This window comes from Photobacterium sp. GB-50, assembly GCF_003026755.1.
Taxonomy (GTDB): Bacteria; Pseudomonadota; Gammaproteobacteria; order Enterobacterales; family Vibrionaceae; genus Photobacterium.
This window is the reverse complement of record NZ_PYNX01000019.1, coordinates 48,484-66,391: the sequence shown is the minus strand read 5'-3', so window position 1 is coordinate 66,391 and position 17,908 is coordinate 48,484. Positions and strand designations below refer to the sequence as shown.

Here is a 17,908-nt window from a genome sequence, read left to right as displayed (position 1 = left end):
TGTAAGAGGGAAAAAGAAGGTGTTGGATAGTGTGTAATGAAGTGGCAGCCTATGTTACTGCCACATATTATAATGGCTAGGCTATGCGCCAGGAGGGCAAGATAGACTGTCGCTGATCAGCTCAATCAGTTTGTCTTCAAGGGCAAAGCGAAGTTCCATTAGCTCACCCACTTGAGATAAATCTTCATCAAATTTTTCAAGTAAATCGTCTTTTTTGACTTCACTGTATTTATCATTGAAGTTCAATAATGGATCTGTCGTTAAAGTGATTTTTGCGTAAAGAGTGGAAATTTCTTCGGTAGGTGAATAACCTGTTTGATGCCAGCGCTCCATTACGTTATCGTAAATTTTGAAGTGACCCGCTGAAATATAATCAACCAGAGCTTCACTGAATAACGATAATTGAGAGGCGGTAGGAAGTTGGCGGTTAGCCTCTTCTTTCGGGGCTAAGCCTGCTAGTTTACAAAAATCGATAAGCAGTTGTTGACGCATCATCAGCCATTGGTCAATGACGTCATTATGACCGCCCCATTCTTTTTTGACTTGTTCGAATTTACTAAGCATGAGCACGTCCTCATGGTCATGTCGATATCGTTAAATCGATAGTCGATGATCTTTCTCTTTTAAAGAGAGCTAGTTGTTCGGATAACTACTTGGTTTAAACTTTAGATTGCCAGTAAATTTACGCAGCCGCAAGGATGAAAGTAATAAAAATGTTAAAAAATGAGAATTTGGCATATTGCTGCGAAACCCTGAATGGTAAAATACTACTTGAAAATAGTAAGCTTCCATTGCGAGCAATGTCTGATTTAGCGACTAAGATGAGTGATATTCGAAAAATAGGTACGTTTAATGGGATACCTGTTTATTGGGGAGAAGCTAAGTTTTTAGACGATTCAGACGTTTTCTATAGTTTGCGCGAATTATTAAATGAAGATTCAGGGCTTTTTAATCTTGTCGGACGAGCAATCCAATTATCTCATATGCTCTATCAACAACACTTTTGCGGACGCTGTGGTCATGAAGCAATGTTGTGTGAAGACCAATTGGCAATGCAGTGTCAAATTTGTAAGGCAATGGATTATCCACGTGTTTCGCCTTGTATTATTGTCGCGGTACGTAAAGATGAGAAAATTTTGCTCGCGCAGCATCCCCGACATAAAACAGGTATGTATACCGTGATTGCGGGTTTTGTTGAAACCGGTGAAACACTAGAGCAATGTGTTGCACGTGAAGTATTGGAAGAAACAGGCATTACTGTTGCGAATATTCAATACTTTGCTAGTCAGCCGTGGGCATTTCCCTCTAATCTGATGATGGGATTTACTGCTGATTACGCCAGTGGTGATATTAAGCCTGATTATGAAGAGTTAACCGACGCAATCTGGGCTGATGCGGAGCATTTACCTCAGTTACCGCCACAAGGGACAATCGCACGTCGGTTAATAGATCATACGCTGTCTTTTTCAAGCTCGCCCTGTAATGATTAACAATCAGGTTTAACGCGTTATCGTATCGTTATTTCCTATTGATAGAATAAGATATGTTCTATTTTGTTCTGAGTAATGAATGATACAATAAATGCAGAATTTACCCATGGAGTCTCAAATGAGCGAATTAAAGAATGACCGCTACCTACGTGCGTTGTTAAAACAGCCTGTTGATTACACGCCGGTGTGGATGATGCGCCAAGCGGGTCGTTATCTCCCAGAATACCGTGAAACACGTAGCGTTGCAGGTGACTTTATGTCGCTATGTAAGAACGCTGAGCTAGCAAGTGAAGTCACATTGCAGCCACTGAAGCGTTTCCCGCTTGATGCTGCTATCTTGTTCTCAGATATCTTGACGATTCCTGATGCAATGGGTCTTGGCTTATACTTCGAAGCAGGCGAAGGACCTAAATTCCAACGTCCTATTACTTGTAAAGCTGACGTAGATAAAATTGGTTTACCCGATCCTGAAGGTGAGCTGCAATACGTAATGAATGCCGTTCGTCAAATTCGTCATGATCTGCAAGGTGAAGTACCATTGATTGGCTTCTCTGGTAGCCCATGGACATTGGCGACTTACATGGTTGAAGGTGGTAGCTCTAAAGCTTTCACTAAGATCAAGAAGATGATGTATGCAGAGCCACAAACACTACACCTATTGCTAGATAAGTTAGCGGATAGTGTTACTGAATACCTAAATGCACAGATCAAAGCCGGTGCACAGGCTGTGATGGTATTTGATACTTGGGGTGGTGTGTTAACCCCACGTGATTACAACGAATTCTCGCTGCGTTACATGCATAAGATTGTAGATGGCTTAATTCGTGAAAATGAAGGTCGTCGTGTACCAGTTACGCTGTTCACTAAAAATGGTGGCATGTGGCTTGAGCAAATCGCAGCAACGGGCTGTGATGGCGTAGGCTTAGATTGGACCATTGATATCGCAGAAGCGAAACGTCGCATCGGTGATAAGGTTGCACTACAAGGTAATATGGATCCATCCATGCTTTATGCGCAACCTGAACGTATTCGTCAAGAAGTAGCAACGATTCTTGAAGGTTTTGGCGATGGTGGTACAGGCCATGTCTTTAACTTAGGTCATGGTATTCACTTGGATGTTCCGCCTGAAAATGCTGGTGTGTTTGTTGAAGCCGTGCATGAATTATCAAAGCCTTACCATAAGTAATTTGCCAAATTGATATGATAAAACTGAAACCCACGTAATTGCGTGGGTTTTTTTTATCTCTAAACTTGGTCTTTGATTGCTAAATGCTGGTGGACGTATTGGCGAATATAAGGGACGACGTCTAATTCAAACCATGGATTCTTTTTAAGCCAAATGGCATTACGAGGCGATGGGTGAGGCAATGGAATGTAGCGTGGTGCCCATTGTTGCCATTGCCTTACGGTTTCTGTGAGTGTTTTCGGCTTATCTTGTAAATAATAGTTTTGTGCGTATTGTCCGATCAGTAATGTCATACCGATATTAGGCATCAGATCAAGCACTGGCTGATGCCATTTTGGTGCACACTCTGGGCGAGGCGGTAAATCACCAGTTTTCCCTTTTCCGGGATAACATAAACCCATCGGCATAATGGCAATGTGTTCTGGGTTATAGAAGGTATCTTTGTCCAACCCAAGCCATTGGCGTAGACGATCACCGCTAGGATCATTGAATGGGATCCCTGTTTGATGGACTTTTAATCCGGGCGCTTGTCCAATAAGCAATAACCTAGCTTTAGAGCTAAATTGAATCACAGGCCGTGGTACTAGGTGATCTTTGCAGATCTCGCAGTGGTGAATAAGATCGCGTAAGTTATCAACTTGTTTCATCTTAGTTGTACGTTCAAATATAGTTGCACTTTTAATATCCACTTTTAAAATCAATAAGATAATTTAGATCTTGCTGTTGTTTAAAGCGGAGGTAATTAGTTTTGAATATCTCTATGACTTGTTCTGGAAAACTTTCCGCCGCTATATGTGGAGTGATACTGATTTTTGGATGATGCCAAAAAGGATGATCTTGGTTAAGTGGCTCTTGCTTGAACACATCAAGGTAAGCATGGTTGAGTTGTTTATTATCAAGCGCATTAATTAAGTCTGATTCAACAACAGTATTACCTCTACCAACATTGAAAAAAAGTGCATTACGACAGTGCGACCAGCATTGTTGGTTATAGATATCATTCGTGTGTTCTGTTGATGGCAGAATAGAAACAATCACATCAGCCTTGCTGAGTGCGTGCTGCAATTCTGTAATTGGATATGTTTGAGTAAAATCAGTAGAGGCTGATAAGCCTTGCCTGTTGACACCAATGACCGAGAAGTTCAATGCTTTTGCCGTTTTTGCGAGTATACAGCCGATGCTTCCTGTTCCTATGATTACCATGGTTTTACCACTGACAGATTGATAAGGGATTGGCTGCCATAAAGATTGTGTTTGTTGCTGTGCGTATTGGTGGAAGTGACGATAGTAATTAAGGCACTGACCAATAACATATTCACTGATCAAAGGGCCAAAATATCCTTTAACGTTAGTGAGTAAATAATCTTGTCGTAGATAAGGTTTAATGAGGGCATCAATACCTGCAAATGTTGATTGTAACCACTTTAGTTTGGGTAATTGTTCGAGTTGGTTGGCGATCAAAGGAGGATCCGCTAGAATTATGCTTGCTTGCGAAGGATCATCGGTTAAGCAAAGGTCCGGTAACTGCGCCTGTGCCAATAATTGGGTATAGCGTTGTTGTTGCTTTGATATTACTGAAACTTTGATCATGCTTTTCCTTTAGCCTTATTCGTTTATCAAGTAAACTTCACTTCAAATCACTACTGTAGATTATCTCATGCTTAAAAATCCGATCCAGTTACGCTTAGAAAAATTAGAACCGTGGCAACACCTGACATTTATGGTGTCTTTGTGTGAGCGTATGTACCCAAATTATGTATTTTTCTGTGCAGAAACAGGATTTGCTGATTCTTATAAATATCGAGTGATCTTAGATAGCGTCTGGGAGATTTTGACCGTTAAAAACGCCAAAATTAACTTCGAGAATCAGCTAGAAAAATTAGAAGATATGGTGCCAAGCGAAGATGAGTTTGATATCTACGCGGTAAGCCCTGCGATTGATGCGTGTGTTGCACTTGCTGATCTTCTGCATGCGATGTTAGATCGTGATCTTATGATGGAAACAGTGATCAAACTAAGTGCTTTATCGGCAGAAACTGTTGCTAATCTTGAGTACGCACAAACAGGTATCGAGATCACTAACGATAATCAAAAAGAAAATGAAGCAGTATGTGCGGAATGGGATACCCAGTGGGCGATTTTCCGTGCATTAAAAGAAGCAGAAACACGTGATATTGAATTGATTAAAGATCTTCGTGCAGAGTTGCGTGATGAGCCTGTCAGTAATATCGGTATTGAGCTCTAACAGCTAATATCGCCATGACAGTAAAAAAAGAGCCTAAGGGCTCTTTTTTTGTATCGGGTGAAAGTGCGTTGTTCAGCATAAAAATATTTCGTTATATAAGCAAAATATCGTAGAAAAGACGGTTATTTCATCATTTGTATTGTTTGTGTTTCAGTATGTTTGGGGTTTGTGAAGTTTTTAGTTCTGGTTTTTAATTTAAACGCCAGTGAATATCACTGCTTGGTGATTTAAATTTGCACCATTACACTTATTTTATTTTGGCTATTGTAATTCGATCCCTTCACCGTTTATAACGTTACAGCGCCGTAGCACATTGTTTATGGCAATAATGGTTTATTCACGAGGAGGTACAATGCATACATTTATAGCAATGACATTCGCTACCTGTTTTTGTGGTCGTAATATTACTGCGCAATATGCGATGTGTGACGGTAATATCCGCCAACTCCTCATGCTCTCTCTAAAACGTATTTAGAGCTGGCTGCTTATATTTAAACATTACTGTCAGCTTGCGAAGAAGCTGATAGGTCCTTTGAAACATATTCCCATCTCGCTTCCTCCAAGCTGAAAGTCACAATCAAAGGAATACTATGTTAAGTGCACGCAATATTGCCGCATTAGGCTTTATGACATTCGCCATGTATTTAGGCGCGGGAAACTTAATCTTCCCTCCATTCTTAGGTTATCAAGCTGGTGATAACTTTCTAAGTGGCATGACAGGCTTTCTTTTAACTGGAGTGGGTTTACCTGCGATTGCGCTGGTGATTGTCGCTTGGGTTCGAGGCTCTGATAACTTAACCGCCGCATTACCGAAGCCTTTAGCAACTAGCTTTTGGGTGATGTTGTTTATTGTGATTGGTCCTGCTTTTATTATTCCTCGTACGATCACTGTGGCTTACCAATTTAGTCTTGCTCCCTTCATGGGTGATGTTGGTCTTATTCCTTTTTCTATAGCATTTTGTATCGCCGCTATTTTGTTCTCGTTATATCCCGGTAAGCTGGTGGACACTTTAGGCAAATGGTTAACGCCAATACTGCTAACGATTTTAGGTGTGATGGCTGTTGTCGCTATTTTATATCCTTCAGGTTATGTCACTGAAGCGACGGGAGCTTATGTTAATGGGGCGATGGCTGAAGGTTTAACCCAAGGTTATATGACAATGGATGCGTTAGGATCGATTGGTTTTGGCTGGGTTATCTTCCGTGCTATTGAAGGTATGGGCGTTAAAGAGCCTAAAGCCATTGCAAAATACACCTTAATTGCGGCGCTTATGTATTCAAGTGCAATGGCATTAGTGTACTTGTCTCTTGCTTATATTGGCGTAACAAGCGAAGGGCTGGGATTAAACTTCACTAATGGTGGTGAGATCTTAACCGCTTTCACCAATTATCATTTTGGTGTGTTTGGTACTTTGTTATTAGGTGCGGTATTGGTATTGGCGTGCTTAACAACAGCGATTGGGGTGACAACTGCGGGGAGTGAGTTTTATAGCCGTACTTTCACACCGGTGACCTATCGTAAAAGTGTTATTGTGATCATGGTGCTATCAGGCATTATTGCTAACGTTGGCTTATCGCAATTGTTGAAAGTGACATTACCTGTGGTTGTTGCGTTACACCCTATTGCGATTTCATTACTGATTATTGCACCACTGCGTCATCAGTTATCACAAAAGATGGTATTGGCAACCTTAGCCGTTGCGATGATTTTTGGCTGTATTGATGCAACGCATATTCTTGAAGCGATGCCAGCACAGATGGATAAGATACTAGAGGCTAACCTACCGTTATATCACTATTACGCAGGTTGGATTTTACCGACGGTAATCACCTTGGTTATCGGATTAATTGCGCAGCGTTTGACAGTAAAACGCCAAGTACTGACTAAAGAATACTAATGTACTGAGTGGTTTAAAGAGATAATAAAAAAGGGACCGAAAGGTCCCTTTTTTCATGATGGAGGATTATTTTTCTTCATCATTATTTTGAATTACACCATGCTTTTTCTTCCACTTTTCCCAACGCTGGAAAGCCAGTTGTTGCATGTCAGTATTTTTATCGGCTTCATCGACAATTTCTTCACCTACCAGGCTTTCGAAAATATCTTCTAAGGTCACGAGACCTTGTACTGTGCCGTATTCGTCAACGATTAAGATAAGCTGTGAACGTTCCTGCATTAAGCGCTCAAAAGCCTTAGGTACGCTAACGTTATTCATAATAACGGGTAGTGGGCGCATTAATACACCGAGTTCTTGGCCCCCTTTACCCGCTTGGCTTTCAGCAAATAGCTCTAGGCGGTGAACGAAACCGACAATGTTGTCACTCTGCTCGCTATATACCAATGGACGAGAGAACGGGCTATTTTTATGCTGAGACAAGAATTCATTAATGGTTTGCTCTGCATCAACACGGAATAGCACCGGACGTGGCGTCATAATTTTCGTTACGCTTACATCACGGAATTGCAGTAAGTTGGTTAGGATTTTTGACTCGCCTTCACCTAATTCACCTGTTTCGTGTGCTAATAACGCCATTGCTGAAATTTCATCACGTAATTTTGGTTGCTCATGACCGCGTGATAAACGACGAGTAATTTGTTCTGATACCCACACTAGAGGGATCAAAAGCAATACCATCCAACGCAACATAGTCGCTGAGAATGGTGCAAGTTGACGCCAGTAAGTTGCACCAATGGTTTTTGGCACAATTTCAGACAGTAATAAAATACCTATGGTTAATACGCCCGAGAACACACCTAACCATTCACTACCAAATACGATAGTCGCTTGTGCACCTGCGGTTGCAGCACCTATGGTGTGAGCGATGGTGTTTAGGGTCAAGATCGAGGCAAGAGGCCGATCAATATTATCTTTGAGCGCGGTGAGTTTTGCCGCCGCAGGGTGGTTTTGTTGGCGTAATGTGGCGATATAACTTGGTGAAATACTAAGTAACACCGCTTCTAATACGGAACAAATAAACGAAACACCAATCGCAACGGAGATGTAAATCGTAAGGAGTACCATGTCAACCTATCAGTAAATTAGCGAATATCAGCTATATTAATCGGGGCTGGGCAGAATAAATACAACTATTTTTATGCGGTATTTGGTAACATTTTGTGAACTTGCGCTCAGATTGTGGTTAAAGAGTCCGCACCTGAGTCGAATAAAGCAGACAAACCTTTGCCACACGGGCTTCTTTTGAATTAGAGTTGTCTCGTCTTACGAAAAACCTTAGAAGGGAAACCTAATGAACAAGACCCAACTGATTGACCTGATCGCAGAAAAAGCGGATCTATCTAAAGCACAAGCAAAAGCAGCTTTGGAATCTACTCTTGACGGCATTACTGATGCGCTAAAAGACGGTGACCAGGTTCAACTAATTGGCTTTGGTACATTTAAAGTAAACCATCGTGCAGCTCGCACTGGCCGTAACCCACAAACTGGTGCTGAAATTCAAATTGCTGCAGCTAACGTTCCTGCGTTTGTTGCTGGTAAAGCACTAAAAGATGCATTGAAGTAATTGTGATACCGCCAGAATGAATTATTCATCTGGCGGTTTTTTTATGTCTAAAATTTCATTTCTCTTTTCTTTTCTTCTTCCTCTCATTCTCACTGGATGTGTTGCAGGAAACCTTGCTGATAACACCGCATTGCCGATCACTAGAGTGAATGTTGCTGAGCAAAAAGTAGATGGTACATATATCTATTGGTATTTATCCCGTCAGAATGCTCCAGAACGGCTAGGAGAGCGTGTGTACAGTACTAAGCAAGGTGATTATCAAAGTGATTACCAATGGCAGTCAGGTAAGCTTAAAACGCTGTTACAACAGGGTGAGCGGTTAATCGATGGACAGCAAGTTCCCTTTGAATTACAACTTCGCTTCGATAGCCAAGGCGTCGCAGTTTATCAACGCTATAAAGAAGATGGGCATATCTTACCGTTAACGACAAATGAAATAACGGAGCTCAAACAGCACAGCGAATATTTAGTCCATCGGATTGAACGACTAAAAAGATCAAAACAGTATTTTGAGCAAGGCTATAGACAGCAACAACAGCAGATCTCTTGTCAAACTCAACAGCCGATCACGATTGATGATCCTAATGTATTATCCGCATTTTCCCCATCGGGACATTGGGCGGCTATTGGCGAGCAGAAAAACGGTAGGTTAAGAATTCATAAGTTGTTATCGGGTGTGGTGAGTGAGACTTGTCTACAAGCACCGACACTGATTGATACGAAGCAATAAATGCTTGCAAAAAAAAGACAATAAAAAACGCGCTGATTAAGCGCGTTTTTTAACTTAGGGAGAATGCGTTTTATTGCTGTTGCTCACGAGCTATAGCGCGATAACCAATATCGTCACGATGGAACATGCCATCCCACGAAATTTGTTTTGCCAACGTATAAGCACGCTGTTGTGCTTCTAAGACAGTATCGCCCATCGCGGTTGCACACAGCACACGACCACCGTTAGTGACGATATCGCCTTGATTATTCGTTGTGCCGGCGTGGAAGACTTTCTCGCCAGCCACTTCTTGTTGCGGCAAGCCTGAAATCACATCACCCTTGTTGTAGCTTGCTGGATAGCCGCCAGCGGCTAAAACAACACCGATAGAAGCGCGTGGATCCCATTTCGATTCTACGGTATCTAGCTTGCCATCAATCGCTGCTAAACATAGCTCAACCAAATCAGACTGCATACGTAACATGATAGGTTGAGTTTCCGGATCACCAAAGCGACAGTTGTATTCGATCACTTTTGGGGTGCCATCGCTCATGATCATCAAGCCAGCATAAAGGAAACCTGTATAAGGTGCGCCTTCTGCGGCCATCCCTTCAACCGTTGGGTAGATCACTTCTTTCATCACGCGGTCATGGATATCTTGTGTTACAACAGGGGCTGGTGAATAAGCGCCCATGCCACCCGTGTTAGGGCCAGTATCGCCATTTCCAACACGTTTATGATCTTGGCTGGTGGCCATAGGTAGAACGTTTTTACCGTCTACCATTACGATGAAACTGGCTTCTTCACCATCTAAGAACTCTTCGATAACTACGCGGTGTCCGGCTTCACCAAATGCATTGCCAGCGAGCATATCGCGTACGGCATCTTCGGCTTCTTGCTCTGTCATTGCGACAATCACGCCTTTACCTGCTGCTAAGCCATCCGCTTTTACTACAATCGGTGCGCCTTTTTGCTTTAAGTAAGCAAGAGCGGGGTCGATTTCAGTAAAGTTTTGATATTCCGCCGTTGGAATATTGTGGCGAGCAAGGAAGTCTTTAGTGAAAGCTTTAGAGCCTTCAAGTTGTGCTGCGGCTTCTGTTGGACCAAAGATGGGCAGTTTAGCTGCGCGGAACGCATCAACCACACCAATAACCAGTGGCGCTTCTGGGCCGACAATGGTTAAACCAATTTGATTATTTTGCGCAAATTCAACTAATGCTGCGATGTCTTCAACACCAATCTCAACATTTTCCAGTTTAGGTTCAAGTGCTGTTCCTGCATTACCAGGAGCAATAAATACCGTTTCTACTTGTGGGTTTTGTGCAACTTTCCAGCCTAATGCGTGTTCACGGCCGCCGTTACCAATGATCAGTACTTTCATCGTTAATCCTTATTGCTTCGCGCTAAATACTTAAAAATCTCTGCTCTTTAAAAAAGAGCAGAGACTAAATCGATAGTTTTATTCACTTAAGTTTGTGATGACAACTTAGTGGCGGAAGTGGCGCATACCGGTAAATACCATCGCCATACCATGCTCGTCAGCAGCAGCAATGACTTCATCATCACGCATTGAACCACCCGGTTGGATAACACAAGTAATGCCTGCTTCTGCTGCGGCATCAATACCATCACGGAACGGGAAGAATGCATCTGATGCCATTACGCTACCCGCGACTTCTAGGTTTTCGTCAGCGGCTTTGATACCTGCAATTTTGGCAGAATAAACGCGGCTCATTTGGCCTGCACCAACACCTATGGTCATATTGCCTTTTGCATACACAATCGCGTTTGATTTCACGTATTTCGCTACTTTCCAGCAAAATAGTGCATCACGCAGTTCGTCTGTGGTTGGTTGACGTTTAGTGACAACGGTTAAATCATCAACCGATACCATACCTTGGTCACGGTCTTGAACCAATAAACCACCATTTACACGCTTAACGTCAAAACCCGTGGTTTTGGTTGTCCATTCGCCACACTCAAGAAGACGTAAGTTTTTCTTGGTTGCAACAACGGCTGCCGCCTCTGCTGATACTTTCGGCGCGATAATAACTTCTACAAATTGACGATCAACAATCGCTTGTGCAGTTGCTGCATCTAATTCACCGTTGAACGCAATAATGCCGCCAAATGCTGAGGTTGGGTCTGTTTTGTAAGCGCGATCGTAGGCTTCAAGTAAATTGTCACCGAGTGCAACACCACATGGGTTAGCGTGTTTTACAATTACACATGCTGGTAAATCGAATTCTTTCACACACTCAAGTGCAGCATCAGTATCTGCGATATTGTTGTATGATAATGCCTTACCTTGAAGTTGCGTTGCTGTTGCGACAGAAGCTTCTTGTGGATTGGCTTCAACATAGAATGCTGCTGCTTGGTGGCTGTTTTCACCGTAGCGCATGTCTTGTTTTTTCTCGAACTGCTGATTGAAAGTGCGTGGAAACTTCGATTCCTCATCACCTTCTTTGTTGTCGCCGTAAGATGGCACCATAGTACCAAAGTAGTTGGCGATCATACCGTCGTAAGCTGCAGTATGTTCAAAAGCTGAGATAGCTAAATCGAAACGTGTTGCCTGAGTTAGTGAGCCATTGTTGGTGCTAATTTCTGTTAGTACGCGGTCGTAATCGTGCGCATTAACGACAATCGCTACATCTTTATGGTTTTTTGCTGCAGAGCGAACCATTGTTGGACCACCGATGTCGATGTTCTCAACTGCGTCGGCGAGCGTACACCCGGCTTTGGCAACAGTTTCAGCAAAAGGATAAAGGTTAACAACAACCATATCGATAGGGTTAATGCCGTGCTTTTCCATTACTTCGTCGTCAGTACCACGACGGCCTAGTACGCCACCATGAACTTTTGGGTGAAGGGTTTTTACACGGCCATCCATCATTTCTGGGAAACCGGTGTAATCAGAAACTTCAGTGACTTGAATGTTTTTCTCGGCAAGTAAACGAGCGGTACCGCCTGTCGATAAGATTTCTACGCCGCGATTGGCAAGAGCCTGTGCGAATTCCACAATACCTGTTTTGTCTGATACGCTGATCAGTGCACGGCGAATAGGACGAGCGTTTTCCATGGCTACTATCTCTTTTAATTACACGGTGAATAGAATATTTCCCAAGACCAAGCCCATTTGGTGTGAATTGGTTTTGGGAAATATCCTGATTCTCATCACATCAACAAAACTTGGGTGATGACAATAGTGATTTATCAATAATGGTCATTTGTGTGTAATGTGACCATTATTTTACATGAATAGGAAGATTACGCAAACGTTTGCTTTTTTGGGTGTCTTTAGGAGAAATGAGCAAGATGGCGATGTATTTGATTGGTCAATTAGCAAAGTTATGTCAGGTCAGTAGCGATACATTACGGTTTTACGAAAAAAATGATTTGCTCCAGCCTGCAGGCCGAAGCGACAGTGGTTATCGTTTATATAGTGATGATAATTTATCGCGAGTTAAATTTATCTTACGGGCCAAAGCTATTGGCTTAAGTTTGGAAGAAATTCGTGAGCTATTAGATATCCGACTGGAAGCTAGTCAACATAGTTGTGCGGAAGTAAAAGCGATCACCCAAGCTAAGCTTGACGAAGTGGATATGAAAATAAAGGAACTCTCGCGTATTCGACGCGCGTTAAAAAAGATCAATGATGCGTGTTGTGGCCATGTGGATGATGATGCGAGCCATTGCTCAATCCTTGAGGCCTTGAACGATAGCTGTGATACGCCAGATCCTATCGGTGACACCAAGTCATGTTGTTCAAGGCACAAGAAATAGAACGTATAAATTAATCGCTGGTGGCTTCTTTTGCATTTTGGATCGCATCTTTTGTGGTATCACGGAAAAAGTGTCCCGTTGCTTTGGTTGCATCACGGGTCGCGTGACCAATCTCAGTGAAGCCATCTTTAATATTTTGTTTATCGCTACTGCTACAACCAACTAATGGTAACGAAGCGATCAGTAGTACCGCTAAAACATGTTTATTTAACATCTGAGATCCCTTGATAAAATTTCAAAGACTAGTGTAGCGTTTTTTTATCATGAACCAAGTTAAATTCATGTCATGAATATCGTGATTAGCGTCATTATATTTCATTAGGGCATTGTGAAATTTTGTGATAATTTCCAGTCAAAAGCGTATCGCTAATACGAATTAAAGATAAGGAAAATCGATGTTAAAAGTAAATGAATATTTTGATAGCCAAGTAAAATCAATTGGCTTTGAATCTTCGGGTGATCATGTCAGTGTTGGCGTAATGGCACCTGGCGAATATACTTTTGGTACTGTAGCACCTGAGCGTATGACGGTGGTTAAAGGTGCATTAACTGTAAAACTACCAGGCCATGTTGACTGGGAAACTTACAACGCAGGCGATAACTTTGAAGTTCCAGGTGACAGTTCATTTAATGTGAAAGTATTGGTTACTACTGCTTATCTTTGTGATTACTTATAATTTTAAATTATAGTGATTATCTAAAAGCTTCACTTCGGTGGAGCTTTTTTGTTTGCCGCTGTTTGATATCTCTATGCCGATCCTCGTTCAATTAATTGTGGCGGTAAAATAAACTGTTGTGCCGTTTCATTATGAACCGTCATTTTTGCGAGTAACCGTTGTCCTGCAAGTTGACCCATTTGTCGCGTAGGAGAGCTGATCATGGTTAGGCTTGGCTGAGTTAAAGCCGCTTCAGGGGTATCATCAAACCCAATTAAGCCGATTTGTTGACCAATATAGTTATCTTTTCCGACACTTTTCCCTACCCGTTGAATACCATACATCGCCCCTAATGCAATGGCTGGTCGGTGGCATAATAGCGCGGTAATTTTAGGATGCTGAGTTAGCAGTTGTTGAACATGATCCGCGGCTTGGCACTGGTTATTCTGAGCTTCAATTATCCATTCATTTTTAAACGGTAAGCCATATTGCATTAATGTCGTGCCATAGCCGCCAATACGCTCAGCACGGGTGAGTGAGTCACTGCTGCCACCAATATACGCAATATGACGATGACCTTGTTGGATCAAGTGCTGAGTTGCAAGGATTGCGGCTTGATGATTATCAGGCCCAATATAATCGACCTCATTATTCACGGCGGAGCGGGCCAAGCAAACCGCAGGTATATTGGCTTGTTTTGCCATTTCGAGTACTTGGTTGGTTGCTTCTCTTACCGGGCTAAATGCAATACCTGCGACACCTTGTTGAATCATCGATTGGACACATTGGATTAATTTGTCTGCTTGATGGTTGGACTGAGCAAGAAATAACATATGGTCATGTTGTTCAAGCTCATCGCTTAACCCTGCCGTGACTTCGGTATAAAAGGGATCTGTAATATCCGCTAAGATCCAGCCGATCAAATTTGAGTGATTGGATCGTAAATTCGCTGCGGCGTTATTGCGAACATAGCCTAAGGCTTCAACTGCTTGATTGACCTTATCGATTGTCGCTTTTGATATACGGCCTTTATTGCCCAGCACCAAAGAAACAGTAGAAACGGAGACGCCGGCATAGTCGGCAACATCGGTGATCTTTACTTTGCTTGATTTAGCCATTAGATAGTTAATTACCCTGTATTTATCTATCAATATAAAACGTTATATCTATAATCCGAATATTAACAGGATCACAGTTTTTAATATGTGTTATGGCGCGAGATATGTTCCGTGATCTCGATGCCGATAAAAGTTGATAAAACGTTTTATCATTTATTTCGTAATTCAGCAAAAGCGTTGGCAGAAGTTTTGAGCTCATCTTCGTCGACGTTTTTTTTCAACAAAGTGATAAAACGTTTTACCACTTTGTTTTTGACGAAGATAAAACAGTGATCAGGTGACAATGATGTCTAAATCTGCAAATAAAACAACGCTATGGGAATTTTTCCAAAGCTTAGGTAAAACGTTTATGTTGCCAGTGGCACTTTTGGCGTTTTCCGGTATTTTACTGGGTATTGGTAGCTCGTTATCAAGTGCTGCAGTAAAAGAAAGTATGCCTTTTCTTGATAATACCGTACTGCAATTGCTGTTCATGTGGATGACCAAAGTTGGTTTGGTTGCATTTATCTATTTACCTATCATGTTTGCCGTAGCCATTCCTCTTGGCCTTGCTCGTGAAGAAAAAGGTGTTGCCGCGTTTGCAGGTTTTGTTGGTTACGCAGCACTTAACTTATCGATTAATTTTTACCTAACAGTGGCTGGCGTATTAGGCAATGCGACCGAAGAAAAAGCCTACGGTGTGAAGTCTGTTTTAGGCATAGAGTCGATTGATACTGGCATTTTAGGCGCGGTAATCGTCGGTATTATTGTGGCGAAACTGCATGCACGTTTCTATACCTACAAAATGCCTGATGCATTAGCTTTCTTTGGTGGCGCGCGTTTTGTTCCGATCATCTCAACCTTAACGCTAGGTGTGGTTGGTCTATTAGTACCGCTAGTATGGCCTTACTTTGCTATGGGTATTAATGGTATTGGTAGCTTAATCTCTCACTCAGGCCCATTTGGTCCATTCCTTTTCGGTACCGGTGAGCGTTTGTTATTGCCATTTGGCTTACACCACATTCTTGTTGCATTGGTGCGTTTTACGGAAGCGGGTGGCACGATGGATGTGTGTGGTAACACGGTAAGTGGCGCATTAAATATTTTCTATGCAGAGCTTTCTTGCTCAACAACTAATGGCTTCTCTAACTCGGCAACATCATTCTTGTCGCAAGGTAAAATGCCTGCTTTCCTTGGTGGATTACCCGGTGCTGCTCTTGCGATGTACCACTGTGCTCGCGTTGAAAATCGCAGCAAAGTAAAAGCGTTATTGTTATCAGGTGTGGTTGCGTGTGTGATTGGTGGTATCACAGAGCCATTAGAATTCTTATTCCTGTTCGTTGCACCAGCACTGTACTTTGTTCATGCTATTTTAACAGGTGTTGGCTTTATGGCGATGCACCTATTAGGCGTAACGATTGGTAATACTGATGGCAACATTATCGACTTTTTGATTTTCGGTGTACTTCAAGGTACGGCAACGAAATGGTACTTAGTACCTCTTGTTGCTGCAGTATGGTTTGTGATGTATTACAGCGTATTCCGCTTTGTGATCACTCGCTTTAATTTAAAAACTCCAGGCCGTGAAGTGGCTGATGTAAAAGATGAGTTAGCCTTTGCGGAAACGGGTGAGAAAACGACGGGTTACAAAGGTAATATTATTTTAGAAGCACTGGGTGGTGCTGCAAACATTACGTCACTGGATAACTGTATTACTCGTTTACGTTTATCGGTTAATGATATGAGTTTAGTGAATGACGCCGTACTCAAAGCTAACGGTGCGTTGGGGGTCGTTAAGCTTGACGATCATAACTTACAAGTCGTGATTGGGCCTCAGGTGCATATGGTCAAAAATGAAATGCAGGGCTTAATGCCAGCGACGGCATAATATGATTGCGGAGCCTAGTGCTCCGCTTTTTTGTTTTGGATAACTGTTTTTGCTTGTTGCAAGAGGTTGATATGTTTGATTTCTCTACCCCAGTTAACCGTTATGGTACCTATTGTACCCAGTGGGATTATGTTGAAGATCGGTTTGGTGAAGCGGATTTATTGCCGTTTACTATTTCTGATATGGATTTCGCCGTTGCGCCATGTATTGAGAAAGCGTTATCTGAGCGATTAGCACATGGTGTATTTGGCTATAGCCGATGGAATCATGATGATTTTAAATCTGCGATCACAGGATGGTTTTCACGCCGCTATCATAGTCCAATCAATCCCGAGCATATTGTGTATGGTCCATCGGTGATTTACATCATTTCGCAATTAGTGATGCAGTGGACAAAGCAGGGGGAAGGAGTCCTCATTCATACTCCAGCCTATGATGCGTTTGGTAATATGTTAGCGGCTAATGATCGTCTCATGCTAACAAGCCCGTTGTTAAAAACGGCTGGTGGCAGTTATGAGATTGATTGGGCACAATTTGAAGCACAAGCGGCAAAATCAAACTGTAAAGTGTTATTACTGTGTAGTCCACAAAATCCAACTGGAAGAGTATGGACACGTGATGAACTCAGCCGTATGGCACAGATCTGTTTGCAACATCAGGTGAAAGTGATCTCCGATGATATCCATATGGATATGGCATTTAATGATTATATTCCTTGGCCTGAAGTGGCATTAGATGATAATTGGGCGTTGGTTTCTTCAGGATCAAAGTCATTTAATATTCCTGCATTAACGGGCGCATATGCGTTTATTGCCGATCAAACGGTGCGTGAACGGTACCTTACTCAGTTAAAAGCGGCACATGGTTTATCGTCACCGTCGATTTTAGGCGTTATAGGACATATTGCCGCTTATAACCAAGGTGAAGTATGGCTCGATAGTTTAAAAGATTACCTTCAAGCTAACCTTTGTTATGTCGCAGAGCAGTTAAATCAGGCCTTTCCTGAGTTGAATTACCAAGTGCCTGAGGGGACATATTTAGCGTGGATTGATTTAACGCCATTGAGCGTGGATATGGATGCTCTACAACAACGTCTAGTTAGTCATTACAAAGTCGCCATTATGCGCGGTGATACCTATGGTCAAGAAGGGCAAGGCTATGTTCGTTTGAATGTCGGTTGTCCTCGTAGCAAAGTAGAAATAGGTCTCAAGGCATTGATGAGTGCATTACATGATCTAAAACATCAATAGAATATTGCTTGTTTTATAACTAAGAAAAGCTTCGCGTCGGCGGAGCTTTTTTGTATCTGTTATTGCCACTCACTTTTAGAGA

At 42.2% G+C, this 17,908-nt stretch carries 19 protein-coding genes; 11 read left to right on the top strand and 8 right to left on the bottom strand.

Going from position 1 to position 17,908, the window contains the following annotated elements; translation table 11 throughout:
- Window positions 1-81 precede the first annotated feature (81 nt).
- On the bottom strand, window positions 82-564 hold the full coding sequence (rsd, locus tag C9J41_RS17955; protein ID WP_107207951.1) for a sigma D regulator: 483 nt from the start codon (window positions 562-564) through the stop codon (window positions 82-84).
- A gap of 149 nt (window positions 565-713) precedes the next feature.
- On the opposite strand from rsd, the gene nudC reads away from it, so the two are divergent.
- Complete coding sequence (nudC, locus tag C9J41_RS17950) at window positions 714-1,490, top strand: NAD(+) diphosphatase (protein ID WP_107294876.1); 777 nt, start codon at window positions 714-716, stop codon at window positions 1,488-1,490.
- A 118-nt stretch (window positions 1,491-1,608) separates the two neighbouring features.
- Entirely contained in the window at window positions 1,609-2,676 is a 1,068-nt protein-coding gene (hemE, locus tag C9J41_RS17945) for a uroporphyrinogen decarboxylase (protein WP_005372689.1), read from the top strand.
- Window positions 2,677-2,735: 59 nt separating this feature from the next.
- Here hemE and C9J41_RS17940 read toward each other — a convergent pair whose 3' ends face one another.
- A complete protein-coding gene (locus C9J41_RS17940; RefSeq protein ID WP_107247343.1) occupies window positions 2,736-3,323 on the bottom strand; it encodes a uracil-DNA glycosylase family protein in 588 nt (195 codons plus the stop codon).
- 31 nt (window positions 3,324-3,354) lie between these two features.
- Window positions 3,355-4,266 (bottom strand): D-2-hydroxyacid dehydrogenase, encoded by a 912-nt coding sequence (locus tag C9J41_RS17935; protein ID WP_107247309.1) that lies wholly within the window; start codon window positions 4,264-4,266, stop codon window positions 3,355-3,357.
- A 67-nt stretch (window positions 4,267-4,333) separates the two neighbouring features.
- Here C9J41_RS17935 and C9J41_RS17930 point away from each other — a divergent pair, with 67 nt between their 5' ends.
- From C9J41_RS17930 to brnQ, 3 genes are all read left to right on the top strand, one after another.
- Window positions 4,334-4,921, top strand: a complete 588-nt coding sequence (locus tag C9J41_RS17930) for a YjaG family protein (RefSeq protein ID WP_005372684.1) — start codon at window positions 4,334-4,336, stop codon at window positions 4,919-4,921.
- A 352-nt stretch (window positions 4,922-5,273) separates the two neighbouring features.
- Window positions 5,274-5,396: a hypothetical protein gene (locus C9J41_RS22125; RefSeq protein WP_255418321.1), complete on the top strand. Its 123-nt coding sequence runs from the start codon at window positions 5,274-5,276 to the stop codon at window positions 5,394-5,396.
- Window positions 5,397-5,511: 115 nt separating this feature from the next.
- Window positions 5,512-6,819 (top strand): branched-chain amino acid transport system II carrier protein, encoded by a 1,308-nt coding sequence (gene brnQ / locus C9J41_RS17925; protein ID WP_107207956.1) that lies wholly within the window; start codon window positions 5,512-5,514, stop codon window positions 6,817-6,819.
- A 66-nt stretch (window positions 6,820-6,885) separates the two neighbouring features.
- Here the strand turns inward: brnQ and C9J41_RS17920 are convergent, their stop codons facing one another.
- Window positions 6,886-7,944: a CNNM domain-containing protein gene (locus tag C9J41_RS17920; RefSeq protein WP_005372680.1), complete on the bottom strand. Its 1,059-nt coding sequence runs from the start codon at window positions 7,942-7,944 to the stop codon at window positions 6,886-6,888.
- 226 nt (window positions 7,945-8,170) lie between these two features.
- Here C9J41_RS17920 and hupA point away from each other — a divergent pair, with 226 nt between their 5' ends.
- On the top strand, window positions 8,171-8,443 hold the full coding sequence (hupA, locus tag C9J41_RS17915; protein ID WP_005372678.1) for a nucleoid-associated protein HU-alpha: 273 nt from the start codon (window positions 8,171-8,173) through the stop codon (window positions 8,441-8,443).
- A 43-nt stretch (window positions 8,444-8,486) separates the two neighbouring features.
- On the top strand, window positions 8,487-9,173 hold the full coding sequence (locus C9J41_RS17910; RefSeq protein WP_233219102.1) for a DUF1481 domain-containing protein: 687 nt from the start codon (window positions 8,487-8,489) through the stop codon (window positions 9,171-9,173).
- A 70-nt stretch (window positions 9,174-9,243) separates the two neighbouring features.
- Here C9J41_RS17910 and purD read toward each other — a convergent pair whose 3' ends face one another.
- Both purD and purH read right to left on the bottom strand, forming a co-directional pair.
- A complete protein-coding gene (gene purD / locus C9J41_RS17905; protein ID WP_107207958.1) occupies window positions 9,244-10,533 on the bottom strand; it encodes a phosphoribosylamine--glycine ligase in 1,290 nt (429 codons plus the stop codon).
- A gap of 105 nt (window positions 10,534-10,638) precedes the next feature.
- Window positions 10,639-12,231 (bottom strand): bifunctional phosphoribosylaminoimidazolecarboxamide formyltransferase/IMP cyclohydrolase, encoded by a 1,593-nt coding sequence (gene purH, locus C9J41_RS17900; protein ID WP_045150142.1) that lies wholly within the window; start codon window positions 12,229-12,231, stop codon window positions 10,639-10,641.
- A gap of 236 nt (window positions 12,232-12,467) precedes the next feature.
- Here purH and zntR point away from each other — a divergent pair, with 236 nt between their 5' ends.
- Window positions 12,468-12,935 carry a Zn(2+)-responsive transcriptional regulator gene (gene zntR / locus C9J41_RS17895; RefSeq protein ID WP_107207960.1) on the top strand — a complete coding sequence of 156 codons (468 nt, stop codon included), beginning with the start codon at window positions 12,468-12,470 and terminating at the stop codon, window positions 12,933-12,935.
- Window positions 12,936-12,945: 10 nt separating this feature from the next.
- Here zntR and C9J41_RS17890 read toward each other — a convergent pair whose 3' ends face one another.
- Window positions 12,946-13,149: a hypothetical protein gene (locus C9J41_RS17890; RefSeq protein ID WP_105061403.1), complete on the bottom strand. Its 204-nt coding sequence runs from the start codon at window positions 13,147-13,149 to the stop codon at window positions 12,946-12,948.
- 181 nt (window positions 13,150-13,330) lie between these two features.
- Between C9J41_RS17890 and C9J41_RS17885 the strand changes: the two genes are divergently transcribed.
- Window positions 13,331-13,612, top strand: coding sequence for a pyrimidine/purine nucleoside phosphorylase (locus C9J41_RS17885; RefSeq protein WP_006647687.1), 282 nt, complete (start codon window positions 13,331-13,333; stop codon window positions 13,610-13,612).
- 71 nt (window positions 13,613-13,683) lie between these two features.
- Here the strand turns inward: C9J41_RS17885 and malI are convergent, their stop codons facing one another.
- Window positions 13,684-14,709, bottom strand: a complete 1,026-nt coding sequence (gene malI, locus C9J41_RS17880) for a Mal regulon transcriptional regulator MalI (protein ID WP_107260842.1) — start codon at window positions 14,707-14,709, stop codon at window positions 13,684-13,686.
- Between the two features lie 286 nt (window positions 14,710-14,995).
- Here malI and malX point away from each other — a divergent pair, with 286 nt between their 5' ends.
- Entirely contained in the window at window positions 14,996-16,576 is a 1,581-nt protein-coding gene (gene malX / locus C9J41_RS17875) for a maltose/glucose-specific PTS transporter subunit IIBC (RefSeq protein ID WP_107207962.1), read from the top strand.
- 71 nt (window positions 16,577-16,647) lie between these two features.
- Complete coding sequence (locus C9J41_RS17870) at window positions 16,648-17,826, top strand: MalY/PatB family protein (protein ID WP_107294875.1); 1,179 nt, start codon at window positions 16,648-16,650, stop codon at window positions 17,824-17,826.
- The last annotated feature ends 82 nt before the right edge of the window (window positions 17,827-17,908 follow it).